General features: G+C 68.8%; 12 protein-coding genes. 8 read left to right on the top strand and 4 right to left on the bottom strand.

The window, feature by feature from the left end; translation table 11 throughout:
* Window positions 1-136 precede the first annotated feature (136 nt).
* From E8M83_RS04520 to E8M83_RS04510, 3 genes are read left to right on the top strand one after another with little or no spacing between them, the layout of a single operon-like run.
* Entirely contained in the window at window positions 137-760 is a 624-nt protein-coding gene (locus E8M83_RS04520) for a (2Fe-2S)-binding protein (protein ID WP_137172196.1), read from the top strand.
* 3 nt (window positions 761-763) lie between these two features.
* Window positions 764-1756 (top strand): xanthine dehydrogenase family protein subunit M, encoded by a 993-nt coding sequence (locus E8M83_RS04515; RefSeq protein WP_137172195.1) that lies wholly within the window; start codon window positions 764-766, stop codon window positions 1754-1756.
* Between the two features lies 1 nt (window position 1757).
* Entirely contained in the window at window positions 1758-3959 is a 2202-nt protein-coding gene (locus E8M83_RS04510) for a xanthine dehydrogenase family protein molybdopterin-binding subunit (protein ID WP_137172194.1), read from the top strand.
* A gap of 6 nt (window positions 3960-3965) precedes the next feature.
* Here E8M83_RS04510 and E8M83_RS04505 read toward each other — a convergent pair whose 3' ends face one another.
* The gene (locus E8M83_RS04505; RefSeq protein ID WP_229491418.1) at window positions 3966-4955 is read right to left on the bottom strand and encodes an AraC family transcriptional regulator; all 990 of its coding nucleotides are present in this window, start codon (window positions 4953-4955) and stop codon (window positions 3966-3968) included.
* Window positions 4956-5065: 110 nt separating this feature from the next.
* Here E8M83_RS04505 and E8M83_RS04500 point away from each other — a divergent pair, with 110 nt between their 5' ends.
* The 5 genes from E8M83_RS04500 (at window position 5066) to paoC (ending at window position 11320) form a co-directional block, all read left to right on the top strand.
* Window positions 5066-6115, top strand: coding sequence for an NAD(P)-dependent alcohol dehydrogenase (locus E8M83_RS04500; protein WP_137172193.1), 1050 nt, complete (start codon window positions 5066-5068; stop codon window positions 6113-6115).
* A gap of 81 nt (window positions 6116-6196) precedes the next feature.
* Complete coding sequence (locus E8M83_RS04495) at window positions 6197-7396, top strand: MFS transporter (protein WP_137172192.1); 1200 nt, start codon at window positions 6197-6199, stop codon at window positions 7394-7396.
* Window positions 7397-7497: 101 nt separating this feature from the next.
* Complete coding sequence (gene paoA, locus E8M83_RS04490) at window positions 7498-8154, top strand: aldehyde dehydrogenase iron-sulfur subunit PaoA (RefSeq protein WP_137172191.1); 657 nt, start codon at window positions 7498-7500, stop codon at window positions 8152-8154.
* A complete protein-coding gene (locus tag E8M83_RS04485) occupies window positions 8151-9104 on the top strand; it encodes a xanthine dehydrogenase family protein subunit M (protein ID WP_137172190.1) in 954 nt (317 codons plus the stop codon). Before paoA ends, E8M83_RS04485 begins: the two co-directional genes overlap by 4 nt.
* Before the next feature lie 17 nt (window positions 9105-9121).
* A complete protein-coding gene (gene paoC, locus E8M83_RS04480; protein ID WP_137172189.1) occupies window positions 9122-11320 on the top strand; it encodes an aldehyde oxidoreductase molybdenum-binding subunit PaoC in 2199 nt (732 codons plus the stop codon).
* 16 nt (window positions 11321-11336) lie between these two features.
* Here paoC and E8M83_RS04475 read toward each other — a convergent pair whose 3' ends face one another.
* The 3 genes from E8M83_RS04475 to E8M83_RS04465 are packed head-to-tail and all read right to left on the bottom strand — an operon-like array spanning window position 11337 to window position 13631.
* On the bottom strand, window positions 11337-12230 hold the full coding sequence (locus E8M83_RS04475) for a LysR family transcriptional regulator (protein WP_137172188.1): 894 nt from the start codon (window positions 12228-12230) through the stop codon (window positions 11337-11339).
* Window positions 12231-12280: 50 nt separating this feature from the next.
* On the bottom strand, window positions 12281-12580 hold the full coding sequence (locus E8M83_RS04470) for a hypothetical protein (RefSeq protein ID WP_137172187.1): 300 nt from the start codon (window positions 12578-12580) through the stop codon (window positions 12281-12283).
* Between the two features lie 19 nt (window positions 12581-12599).
* Window positions 12600-13631 (bottom strand): RsiV family protein, encoded by a 1032-nt coding sequence (locus E8M83_RS04465; protein ID WP_137172186.1) that lies wholly within the window; start codon window positions 13629-13631, stop codon window positions 12600-12602.
* Window positions 13632-13633 lie beyond the last annotated feature (2 nt).

The following is a 13633-nucleotide window of genomic DNA, read 5'->3' as shown; positions in this document are numbered from 1 at the left end:
AGAAAAGCATGTCGCCGGACTGCGCCGGCTTGCCTGATCCTGCACACTTGTTGCCTTTTCTTTTTTGCGGCTCGTGCGCGCGGGGCGCTTGGTCTACATTCACGGCCATACCCACCCCAGACAAAAGGAGTTCGCCATGACGACCGGCCCCGATCCATCCAGCCAGCCTGCCCAGGTCAACCGGCGCGAGTTCGTGTTGTCGGTGCTGTCCACGGCTGCCGCGAGCGGCGTCGCCAATGCGGCCCCGGCCCAGCCCGCGGACGCCGCGCCCGAGGTCCACGCCGGCGGCGTGCCGCTCGCCGTTACCGTCAATGGCCAGCGGCGCACCCTGACGCTCGACCCACGGACCTCGACGCTCGACCTGCTGCGCGAGCACCTGGGACTGACCGGCGCCAAGAAAGGCTGCGACCACGGCCAGTGCGGCGCCTGCACCGTCCACCTCGACGGCCGCCGCGTCGTGTCCTGCCTGACGCCGGCCTCGCAGCTCGACGGGCGCCGGCTCGACACCATCGAAGGCCTGCAGCGGCCCGACGGCAGCCTGCACCCGATGCAGCAAGCCTTCATCGACCACGACGCCCTGCAGTGCGGCTACTGCACGCCCGGCCAGGTCATGGCGGCGATCGCCTGCGTCCGCGAAGGCAATGCGACGTCGCCCGAGCGCATCAAGGAATACATGAGCGGTAACCTGTGCCGCTGCGGCGCCTACAACGGCATCGTGGCCGCCGTCCAGCAGGCTGCCGGCGCGATGGGAAAGGCCTGATCCATGCGTGAATTCACCCTGATCCGCGCCCGCTCGGCGCAAGAAGCGGTGCAAGCCATGGCGGCCCATCCGCAAGCACGCCTGATGGCGGGCGGCACCACCCTGTACGACCTGATGAAGCTGGGCGTCGAACGCCCGCCGGCCATCGTCGACATCAACGGCGTCGACGAACTCGGCGCCTTCGACACCTCCGGCGCGCGCGAACTGGTGTTCGGCAGCCTGGCCCGCATGAGCGATGTGGCGGCCGATGCGCGCCTGGTGCGCGACTATCCGGCGCTGTCGGAATCGCTGTGGCGCGCGGCCTCTCAGCAGCTGCGCAATATGGCCAGCCTGGGCGGCAACGTGCTGCAGCGCACGCGCTGCGCCTATTTCCGTGGCGGCGAGCCGTTCGCCTGCAACAAGCGCGCGCCGGGCAGCGGCTGCGCGGCGCTGGAGGGCATCGACCGCGGCCACGCCCTGCTGGGCACGAGCCCGCATTGCATCGCCACCTATCCGGGCGACTTCGCCGTCGCCCTGGTCGCCTTCGACGCCGTGGTCGATGTGCTGGGCCCGGGCGGCGTGCGCACGATCCCGGTCGAGGCCCTGCACCGGCTGCCGGGCGAGCGGCCCGACATCGAGACCACGCTGGCGCCGGGCGAGATCATCACCCGCATCCGGGTGCCGGCAACAAAGCTCGGGCGCGCCTCCACCTACCACAAGATCCGCGACCGCGAATCGTATGCCTTCGCCCTGGGCTCGGCCGCCGTGGCGCTGACGGTCAGCGGCGGGAAGGTCGAGCAGGCCCGCATCGCGCTGGGCGGCGTCGCCACGAAACCCTGGCGCGCGCGCCAGGCCGAGCAGGGCCTGGTGGGCCGCGCGCTCACGCTCGAGACGGCGCTGGCGGCCGGCTTCGCCGCCTTCATGGACGCCCGGCCCGGCCACCACAACGCCTTCCGTATCGAGCTCGGCGCCCGCACGGTGGCCGAGGCCCTGATGACCGCCGCACAAAGGACCTGATATGAACGATTCCGCTTTCCCGCCAACTCCACGCATCGACGCGCGCGACAAGGTCTGCGGCGCCGCCTTGTACGCGGCCGACCAGGCGCGGCCCGGCATGCTGCATGCGGCGCTGGCCGTCTCCACCATCAACCGCGGCCAGGTGCTCTCCATCGATACCCGCGCCGCACGGGCAACGAGCGGCGTGCGGCTGGTGCTGACCCACGCCGACATGGGCGAGTACCAGCCGGCCGGCCACGTGCTGGCCGGCGGCTTCGCCTTCCAGAGCATGCAGCCGATGCTGTCGAATAAAATCGCCTACCGCGGCCAGCCGATCGCGCTGGTGGTGGCCGAGACGATCGAGGCGGCGCTCGAAGCGGCCGCGCTAGTGAGGGCGAAATATGAAGCGCAGCCATTCCAGGTGACGCTGGACGCGCCCGAGAAGGACATCGTGGCGCAGCAGGGTTCGCCGTTGCCGCAGCAGATGTTCGCCGACAAGGTGGCGGGCGATGCCGATACCGTTCTGGCCGGCGCGCTTCATCGGATCGATGCCGAATACCTGCACCCGCCCCAGCACCAGAACCCGATCGAGCTGGTGTCGACGGTGGCCGAATGGCGCAAGGGCACGCTGGTGATCCACGAGGGCACGCAGAACAGCGGGGCGATCCGTCACGGCCTGGCGCGCCAGCTGGGCCTGGACCCGGCGCGCATCGAGGTGATCTCGCCGCAGTGCGGCGGCGGTTTCGGCATGAAGAATTCGCTGCAGATGCAGACCCTGCTGGCGGCGGTGGCGGCGCGCAAGCTCGGCCAGCCGGTCAAGCTGGTGGTGCCGCGCAGCCAGCTGTTCCACGACGCCAGCTTTCGCCCGGCCAGCCGCCACCGAATCAAACTCGGCGCCGATGCCGCCGGCAAGATCCTGGCCGCGGTGCACGAGGCCGACCAGCAGACGTCGCGCCACGACCTGTTCCCGGCCTCGTATGCAGAGATGAGCGCGCGCCTGTACGGCATCCCGAATTTCCGCGGCCGCGAGCGGTTGGTGCGCACCGATGTGCAGACGCCGGGCTATATGCGGGCGCCGTTCGAGCAGCCGGCCTCGTTCGCCTTCGAATCGGCGGTCGACGAACTGGCCGCGCTGCTCGGCATCGACCCGGTCGAGCTACGCCTGCGCAACGATACGCAAACGGATGCCTTGAGCGGCAAGCCGCTGTCGTCACGCTTCCTGGCCGAGTGCCTGCGCGACGGCGCGAGCCGCTTCGGCTGGAGCCGGCGCGACGCGCGCCCGGCGTCGATGAAGGCGGCGGACGGCGCCGCGATCGGATGGGGCGTGGCCTGCGGCGCCTACAAGGCTGCGACCAGCCCGGCGATCGCGCGTATCGCGGCGACCCGCGATGGCCGCATCCTGTTCAGCGTGGCCGGGCACGAGATGGGGCAGGGCATGCGCACCGCGATTGCCAATGCGCTGGCGCGGCGCTTGCGGGTCGATCCGCAGGCGCTGGCGATCCAGATCGGCGACACGCGCGGCGCGCCGCAGCACCTGACCGCCGGCTCCTGGGGCACGGCCAGCGTGGTGCCGGCAGCCGAGGAGGCTGCGCAGGCCTTGCTAGATGCGCTGGCGCAGCTGGCGCCCGGTCACGATCCCCGCTTGAAGCCGGCCGAGGTGCTGGCGCTGGCCGGGCGCGAGCGCATCGAGGCCGAGGTGCGGCGCAAGGCGCCGGGCCAGCCGGACGCCGTCTATGGCCGCCTGCAGGGCGGCATGCCGGCGCCGGCGGGGCCCGTCTATCCCGAGTTCGTGTCGATGAGTTACGCGGCCCACTTCGTCGAGGTGAACGTGGAGCCGGTCACGCGCCGCATCCGCGTGCCGCGCGTGGTCAGCGTGATCGATTGCGGCCGCGTGGTGAGCCCGGTGACGGCCGACAGCCAGGTGCGCGGCGGCGTGGTGTGGGGCATCGGCGCCGCCCTGCGCGAGATCAGCGAAGTCGACCCGCGCTACGGCGGCTTCCTGAACGCCGACCTGGCCGAGTACGTGGTGCCGGTGCATGCCGACATCGGGCACATCGATGTCGGCTTCATCGACCGGCCCGACCCGCTCCTGAACACCAGTGGCGTCAAGGGACTGGGCGAGGTGGCGATGGTGGGCGTGGCGGCGGCGATCGCCAACGCGGTGCACCATGCGACCGGCAAACGCATACGGCGCCTGCCGATCCGGATCGAGGACGTGCTTTAAGTAACGCTAAGCCGCCAGCTCCGGCGCCGCGACGGTGGCCGGACGGCGCGCATCGCGCCGCGGCGGCGCGCCGAACAGGCGCGCATATTCGCGCGTGAATTGCGAGGTGCTTTCATAGCCGACTTCGAACGCCGCCTTGTTGGCGGTGGCGCCTTCGTACAGCATCAGGCGCCGCGCCTCGATCAGGCGCAGGCGCTTCTGGTATTGCACCGGCGTGAGCGAGGTGTAGTCCTTGAAGTGCTTGTGGAAGGCGGACAGGCTCATCGACGCGGCCTGGGCCAGGTCGTCCACCCGCAGCTTCTGGTGGTAGGACAGGCGCAGCAGCGCCACCGCGCGGTTCAGCCGCACCGGGTGCGCATCTTGCGCCATCGAGGCCCGCAACTGCCGGCCGTGCTGACCATTGAGCAGCCAGAAATGCAGCTCGCGCATCAGGCCGGGGTGCAGGATGGGCACCGCCTCGGGATGCGCGACCAGGTGCATCAGGCGGCGCGCGCAATCGAGGATCGCCGCGTCGGCACCCTGCACCAGCATGGTCACCGCCGGATCGGGCGCGGGAGGCGGCGTCTCAGTGGCAACCTTATGCAGCTGGTCGGCCAGTTCGGACAGCAGGGCCATGTCGAGTTCGATCGCCAGCGCGATGTACGGGCGCTCTGTTGACGCAGTCACCACCTGGCCCGTCACCGGCAGGTCGGCGCTGACCACGATCGCCTGGCCCTCGGCGCACAGCTTTTCCTGGCGCCCGGCCAGCAGGTGTTTCTCGCCCTGCAGCACCAGGCAGACCAGCGGGCGGTAGGTCGATTCGAGCTTGTCGCCCGGCTGCGCGAGGCACATCATGCGCAGGCCGGGCACGCAGGTGAGCGCCAGGCCGTCGCGGTTGGCGTGGGCGCGGGCGTAGGCGGCGACGGCGTCGAGTAATTCCTGGTTCATGGCGACCAGTGTGCCGCCGGTTGGTGCAGCTGTCCAGCGGGATGTGCGCGATTCATGAATGGAGCTCATAAGGCCAGTCAAGATTGAGCCCGTTCTATACATGAATATGCGGCTACCATGCTCCCCTGACAAATCGCGTCATGCGCGCACGATAACTACCCAACACTCACGGAAAACCCATGACCATCAAAGCCTACGGCGCCCACGGCGCCGACAAACCCCTCGAATCGCTCGACATCACCCGCCGCGCCCCAGGCGCCCACGACGTCCAGATCGACATCGACTTCTGCGGCGTCTGCCACTCCGACCTGCACACGGTGCGCGCCGAATGGGCCGGCACCCTCTACCCCTGCGTGCCGGGCCACGAGATCGTCGGCCGGGTGTCGGCGGTCGGCGCCCACGTCACCAGCCACGAGGTCGGCGACCTGGTCGGCGTCGGCTGCATGGTCGACAGCTGCAAGGCATGCCCGGATTGCGGCGAAGGCCTGGAGAACTATTGCGACAATATGGTCGGCACCTATAACGGCCCGACCGCGGACGCGCCCGGCCATACGCTGGGCGGCTACGCGCAGCAGATCGTGGTCAACGAGCGCTTCGTGCTGCGCGTGAGCCACCCGCAAGAACAGCTGGCCGCGGTGGCGCCGCTGCTGTGCGCCGGCATCACCACCTGGTCGCCGCTGCGCCACTGGAATGCCGGTCCCGGCAAGCGCGTGGGCATCGTCGGCATCGGCGGCCTGGGTCACATGGGCATCAAGCTGGCCCACGCGCTGGGCGCGCACGTGGTCGCGTTCACCACCTCGGAATCGAAGCGCCAGGATGCGCTGGCGCTGGGCGCCGATGAAGTGGTGGTGTCGAAGGACGCCGAGGCGATGGCCGCCCAGGCGCAGGGCCTGGACCTGATCGTCAATACGGTCGCCGCGCCGCACGACCTGGACGCTTTTCTCAACCTGCTCAAGCGCGACGGCACCATGGTGCTGGTCGGCGCGCCCGAGTCGCCGCATCCGTCGCCGCAGGTGTTCAACCTGATCACCAAGCGGCGCGCGATCGCCGGCTCGATGATCGGCGGCATCCCGGAAACCCAGGAAATGCTCGACTTCTGCGCCCAGCACGGCATCGTGGCCGATATCGAGATGATTCGCGCCGACGACATCAACGGCGCCTATGAGCGCATGCTCAAGGGCGACGTCAAGTACCGCTTCGTGATCGATAACGCCAGCCTGGCGGCGTAATTCTCCTTTCGGGCGGCGCCCGCGCCGCCTCCGCTCGTCCTGCCTCGGGCAGGACGATTGCATCAACTTGTTTACTCCACGATGAATCCAACACTTTCCGCCGCTTGCGACAGCAAGCCGGGCCAGAGCGCGGCATGGGGCGCCGTGATGGCGATGTCGCTCGCCGCCTTCGCCCTGGTCGCGTCCGAATTCATGCCGGTCAGCCTGCTCACGCCGCTCGCGGCCGAGCTGCGCATCAGCGAAGGCCAGGCCGGCCAATCGATCGCGATCTCCGGCGCCTTCGCCCTGGTCACCAGCCTCGCGCTCGGCGCCGTCGTCGGACGGCTCGACCGCAAGCTCCTGCTGCTGGGCCTGACCTTCCTGATGATCGTCTCGGGCACCGTGGCCGCGTTCGCGCCCAACTATTTCCTGTTCATGGTCGGCCGCGCGCTGATCGGCGTCGCCATCGGCGGCTTCTGGTCGATGTCGGCGGCGACCGTCATGCGCCTGGTGCCGGCGCGCGAGGTGCCGCGCGCCCTGGCCATCCTCAACGGCGGCAATGCGCTGGCCACCGTCATCGCGGCGCCCGCCGGCAGCTACCTGGGCGCCCTCATCGGCTGGCGCGGCGCCTTCTTCTGCCTGGTGCCGGTGGCGGCGATCGCGCTGGCCTGGCTGCTGTTCAGCCTTCCCGCGCTGCGCGCCACCGAACGCGCGGAAACGGGCGGCATCCTGCGCCTCTTGAAGCGGCCCGTGGTCGTCCTCGGCATGGCGGCGGTGAGCCTGCTGTTCATGGGGCAGTTCGCGCTGTTTACTTACCTGTGGCCTTTCCTGGAGAGCGTCACCGGCGTCACGGCCACGACCCTGTCGCTGATGCTGCTGGTGCTGGGCGTGGCCGGCTTCGTCGGCACCACCCTGATCGGCTCGGTGCTGAAGGACCGGCTGTATCCGGTGCTGCTCGCGATGCCGCTGCTGATGGCGGCCATCGCCGGCGCGCTGGTCGCCTTCGGCCACTCGGCGGCGGCGGTCACGGTGCTGCTGGCGATCTGGGGCCTGGTCGGGACCTCGGCGCCGGTCGGCTGGTGGACCTGGCTGGCCCAGACCCTGCCGCAGGACGCCGAAGCGGGAGGAGGGCTGATGGTGGCCGTGATCCAGCTCGCGATCATGCTCGGCGCGACCCTCGGCGGCCTGCTGTTCGACGCCAGCGGCTATCGCGCGACTTTCCACCTGAGCGCGGCCCTGCTGATCGCCGCCGCCGTGCTGGCGCTGCTGGCCGGGCGCTCGGCACGTTACGCCGATTCATGAGCCAGGGACATAAGCCCATGCTGCGCCCTTCATGAATCGCGGGAGGGGCTTGCCGTAACATCAACCGGATTTTTAACCGCTGACAGAAGGAAGAATAAGCGATGGATGACTCCACGAACATCAACCAGGCCCGGCGCGGTGTCCTGATCGGCGGCGCGCTTGGCGCGACGGCGGCGGCACTGCCGCTGGCCGGTGCCCAGGCGGCCGCGCAGGGCGCAGTCAGCGCAGCGCAGACGCCGGCGCCGGTGACCAGCAAGGTCACCCTGCGCGTGAACGGCCAGCCGCGCGAACTCACGCTCGACACCCGCACCACCCTGCTTGACGCGCTGCGCGAGAACCTGCACCTGACCGGCACCAAGAAGGGCTGCGACCAGGGCCAGTGCGGCGCCTGCACGGTGCTGGTCGACGGCCGCCGCATCAATTCCTGCCTGAGCCTGGCGATCATGCACGACGGCGCCGAGGTCACCACTATCGAAGGCATGGGTACGCCCGATAAACTGCATCCGATGCAGGCGGCCTTCGTGAAGCACGACGGCTTCCAGTGCGGCTACTGTACCCCAGGGCAGATCTGTTCGGCCGTGGCGGTGATCGACGAGATCCGCCAGGGCATTCCGAGCCATGTGACCGGCGACCTGAATGCGAAACCCTTGCTGAGCGTGGACGAGATCCGCGAGCGCATGAGCGGCAATATCTGCCGCTGCGGCGCCTACTCGAACATCATCGACGCGATCGCCGAAGTGGGAGGGGTCAAGGCATGAAGGCATTCAGCTATCAACGCGCGACCACGCCGGCCGAAGCGGCCGCCGCTGCCGCCAATACCCCCAATGCGCGCTTCATCGCGGGCGGCACCAACCTGCTCGACCTGATGAAGCTCGAGATCGAGACCCCGGCCCACCTGATCGACGTCAACGGCCTGGCGCTCGACAAGATCGAGGCGACGCGAGAGGGCGGCCTGCGCATCGGCGCGCTGGTGCGCAATACCGACCTGGCGGCCGACGCCCGCGTGCGCAAGGACTACGGCGTGCTGTCGCGCGCGCTGCTGGCCGGCGCCTCGACCCAGTTGCGCAACAAGGCGACCACCGCCGGCAACCTGCTGCAGCGCACCCGCTGCCCCTATTTCTACGACACCAATATGCCGTGCAACAAGCGTGTGCCGGGCAGCGGCTGCTCGGCCATCGGCGGCCATACGCGCGGCCATGCGATCGTCGGCCAGAGCGACGCTTGCATCGCCACCCACCCGAGCGATATGGCGGTGGCCATGCAGCTGCTCGACGCCGGCGTCGAGACCGTGCGTCCGGACGGCAGTGCGCGCACGATCCCGATCGCGGACTTCTATCGCCTGCCGGGCACCACGCCGCACATCGAGCACAGCTTGATGCCGGGTGAGTTGATCACGGCGGTGACCCTGCCCAAGCCCCTGGGCGGCAAGCACTACTACCGCAAGGTGCGCGACCGCGCCTCGTATGCCTTCGCCCTGGTGTCTGTCGCAGCCGTGGTGCAGCCGGACGGCAGCGGCCGCGTGGCCGTGGGCGGCGTGGCGCACAAGCCATGGCGCGTGCCGGCGGCCGAGGGCCAACTGCCGCGCGGCGGCAAGGCCACCACCGCGCAGTTGCTGGCTGGCGCGCGCACGACCAATGACAACGCATTCAAGATCCTGCTCGTCGAACGCACGCTCGACGCGATCCTGGCGCAGGCCCGCGCGCGCTGAAAGAAAGGCTTGAGACCATGAAATTCACCAAACCAGAAACCACCAATCCGATCGACCAGATGAAGGTCGTCGGCAAGCCGCTCGACCGCATCGACGGCCCACAGAAGACCACCGGCACTGCGCCCTACGCGTATGAACAGCACGCGGCGGCGCCGAACGCCGCCTACGGCTATGTGATCGGCGCAGCGATTGCCAAGGGCCGCATCGTGTCGATCGATACGGCAGCGGCGCGCCGCGCGCCGGGCGTGATCGCCGTGGTCACGTATGAAAACGCCGGCAAGCTGGGCAAGGGCAACTTCAATACCGCCCACCTGCTGGCCGGCCCTGAAGTGCAGCACTACCACCAGGCGGTCGGCGTGGTCGTGGCCGAGACCTTCGAGCAGGCGCGCGCGGCGTCGTCGCTCGTCAAGGTCGAGTATGCGAAGGCCAACGGCGTGTATGACCTGGCCGCGGCCATGAATGCGGCTGTCACGCCCAAGACGGGCGATGCCGAGTCGAAGGTCGGCGATTTCGACGGCGCCTTCGCCAGCGCGCCGGTCAAGCTGGACGCCACCTATACCACGCCCGACCAGTCGCACGCGATGATGGAACCGCATGCCTCGATCGCGTCGTGGGACGGCGACAAGGTCACCGTCTGGACCTCGAACCAGATGATCGACTGGGGCAAGCAAGACCTGGCCAAGACGCTCGGCATCCCGCCGGCCAACGTGCGCCTGGTTTCGCCGTATATCGGCGGCGGCTTCGGCGGCAAGCTGTTCCTGCGCGCCGAGGCGGTGCTGGCGGCGCTCGGCGCGCGCGCGGCCAGGCGCCCGGTCAAGGTCGCGCTGCAGCGCGCGCTGATGATCAACAACACCACCCACCGTCCGGCCACGATCCAGCGTATCCGCATCGGCGCCACGCGCGAAGGCCGCATCAGCGCCATCGCCCACGAAAGCTGGTCGGGCGACCTGCCGGGCGGAGGACCGGAAACCGCGGTCCAGCAAACCCGCCTGCTGTACGCCGGCGCTCACCGCCTGACGCGCCTGCAGCTGGCCACGCTCGACCTGCCCGAGGGGAATGCGATGCGCGCGCCGGGCGAGGCGCCGGGCATGATGGCGCTCGAGGTGGCGATCGACGAGATGGCCGAAAAACTCAAGATGGACCCGGTCACCTTCCGCATCGTCAACGATACCACGGTCGACCCCGAGAAGGCGGGCCGCAAGTTCTCGCAGCGCCGCTACGTGCAGTGCCTGCGCCAGGGCGCCGAGCGCTTCGGCTGGAGCAAGAGAAAAGCAATGGCAGGCCAGGTGCGCGAGGGCCAGTGGCTGGTCGGCATGGGTGTGGCCTCGGCCTTCCGCAACAATATGAACATGAAGTCGGCCGCGCGGGTGCGGCTGGAAAGCGACGGCAGGATCACGGTCGAAACCGACATGACCGATATCGGTACCGGCAGCTACACCATCATCGCCCAGACCGCAGCCGAGATGCTGGGCGTGGGCGTGGAGCGCATCGATGTGCGGCTGGGCGATTCGAGCTATCCGGTGTCGGCCGGTTCGGGCGGCCAGTGGGGCGCCAACAGTTCCACCGCCGGCGTGTACGCGGCCTGCGTCAAGCTGCGCGAGCAGATCGCGCAGAAGGCAGGACTGGATGCGGCGAAGGCCGAATTCGTCGACGGCGCGGTGCGCGTGGGCACCCGCTCGGTATCGTTGCTTGAGGTGGCCAAGGGCGGCGCGATCGTGGCCGAGGACACGATGGAATACGGCGACCTGGAAAAGAAGGTGCAGCAATCGACCTTCGGCGCCCATTTCGTCGAAGTCGCGGTCGATGTCGCCACCGCCGAGGTGCGCGTGCGGCGCATGCTGTCTGTGTGCGCGGCGGGCCGTATCCTGAACCCGAAATCGGCGCGCAGCCAGGTGATCGGCGCAATGACGATGGGTGTCGGTGGGGCCTTGATGGAACACCTGGCGGTCGACAAGCGCCACGGTTTCTTCGTGAACCACGACCTGGCCAGCTACGAGGTGCCGGTGCATGCCGACATCCCGCACCAGGAAGTGATCTTCATCGACGAGACCGATCCGACCACGTCGCCGATGAAGGCCAAGGGTGTCGGTGAACTGGGCCTGTGCGGCGTCGGCGCGGCGGTGGCGAATGCGATCTACAACGCCACCGGCGTGCGCGTGCGCGACTATCCGGTCACGCTCGACAAGATGCTGGAAAAGATGCCGGCGTTGGTCTGATCACGCACGATCGGCGTCATTCCTTGTGGCGGATGGCGTCGATCACCAGCATCAGTGCGCGCGAGGAGTGGCGGCGGCTGGGATAGAAGGCGTGCAGCGGCTCGAACGGAAAGCACCAGTCTTGCATCACGCTGACCAGCCGTCCCGCCTCTATATGCGGGCCGACCATGCTCTCGGGCAGGAAGGCCAGGCCGACGCCGTGCAATGCGGCGTCGAGCATGTGATAGACGTTGGTGAACACCGACTGGCCGCGCACGCGCGCGTCCAGCGGCTGGCCCTCGTGCGCCAGTTCCCAGGCATACAGGCCGCCGCTGCTGGGCAGGCGCAGCGTGATGCAGTTGTGCTTCATGAGTTCCTGCAGCGACGTCGGCACCGGGCGGCGTTCAAAATAGGCGGGGGCGCCGACGATCCGCATCGGCACCTCGCCCGTCAGGCGCACGCCGATCATGTCTTTCTCGAGCTGGTCGCCATGGCGCACGCCGATGTCGTAGCGTTCGGCGGCGATGTCGATCAGGCGGTAGTCCGAGCTGATCTCGACATGCAGGTCGGGATACAGCGGCAGCAGGGGCGCGATGCGCGGCCACAGCACGGTGTCGATCACATGGTCGATCGCGGTGATGCGGATGGTGCCGGCCGGCTTGTCGCCCAGGTCGCTCACGGCCGTGATCTCGGCCTCGATTTCTTCCAGCCGCGGCCCCACGTTCTGCAGCAGGCGCTCGCCGGCCTCGGTCGGCGACACGCTGCGGGTGGTGCGCGTCAACAGGCGCACGCCCAGCCGGGCTTCGAGCGAGCGCACGATGTGGCTGAGCGCCGACTGGGTCATGCCGAGTTTCGCCGCGGCGCGCGTGAAGCTGCGCTCGCGGGCGACGGCGAGAAAGACGAGGATATCGTTGATGTTGTCACGGGCCATTGATTGATGATACAGGAACATCAATCAGGCCGTTCATCGATGAAGAATTTTTATGGATGAGTGCTCTTGAGCCAGTCTTGGCCTTTTGGGTCCAGCGCGGCGTCGATGACGTCCTGCGGCAGGCTGTAGACCGTGGCCCAGGTGGCGCGGCCGTCGATGTCGTTCGACGGGAAGCTGGTGGTCTCGATCGGCCAGTGGTATTTGCGCTTGAGCGCGCGGACGATGGCGGCCAGGGTCACGCGGCCGCGCAGCGGCTCGGCGCCGGCCTGGTCGGCATTGGACAGCAGGACGGCCAGCACGGCGCCGCGCGCGGTGCGCGGGCCGGGGAAGATGGGGTTTTTACGCGGCATGGCCGGATTCTACCCCGGCTCATGGACGGCCTGCCGCGCGCTGCGGCAGATTGCCGGCGCAGCCCTCCAGTTCATCCCGCGTGAGGAAGACGCTGGGAATGCCCTGGGCATAGCTGCCGACTTCATACGGATCCCAGTGGAACTCGATGCCGGATGGCGTCGGAATGAATTTCGGTTCCTTGAACACGTCCAGCGCTCCCTGCTCGGCCCACGACAGGCCCTGCTCGCCCAGCCTGGACACCAGCGCGGCGGAGACTCGCTGGCGGCATTCGCTGGACGCGGCGACGAAGGCGGTGAAGCGGGAGTGGACCGGTGCGCCATCGTGCGTGACGTAGTGGCGCATTTCGGAGCCGTATTGTTCGTGCGCGGCGCCGTAGCCATAGGTCCAGGTGCTGGCGTCGAGCGACAGCAGATCCTTCGAGTGCCAGCGCACGACGACCCGGTTGGTGCATTCGAGGTCGGCATCGCAGCGGCTGGCCATGGCGCGCACCCATTCGTCCATGGCGCGGTCCTTGAACAGCGGGAACAGGGCGGCAAACACGAAGGGCTGGTCCGAGCCTTCGGCCTGCGCCTCGGGCGAGGGGCGGGTGAGCGCGACGGCCCGGTAGCGCACGATGCGCGTGAGGGAGAATGGCAACGCCTTTTCCTCACCCGCCTGGGTCCAGCTGCCCTTGCCGCCACTCCGGTCGGCATCGAGCACGATGGAAAACCGTTCAGGGCCCTGGGCGCCGGAGTCGAGCAGCGGGGCCAGCTGCAGCGCGCCCGGCGGCGCGTCCAGGGCGGCCAGCGTACTGGCCTTTCCCTTGTAGTCACGCGGGAACCAATAGTTGTTGGCCATGATCTTGCCGGCCTCGCCCGGCAAGCCTTCGGGTGCGGGGTAAGCCAGCGCGACCTGGAACGGCGTGCCGTCCGGCAGCCGTCCTTCATACAGGCCGCCCGCATCCCATTCGACGCGTCCGGGCGCCTGCAGCAGGTTGCCATGGTCCTGCGCCGCGCTCTGGCCGGCGGCCAGTGCCAGCAGGGTGGCGAACAGGCAGGGGAGCAGTCTCATGT

The sequence above is a fragment of the Massilia sp. HP4 genome (assembly GCF_005222695.1).
Taxonomy (GTDB): Bacteria; Pseudomonadota; Gammaproteobacteria; order Burkholderiales; family Burkholderiaceae_D; genus Telluria.
Note: the sequence above shows the minus strand (reverse complement) of the source record. Positions and strands in the feature narration are given on the sequence as shown.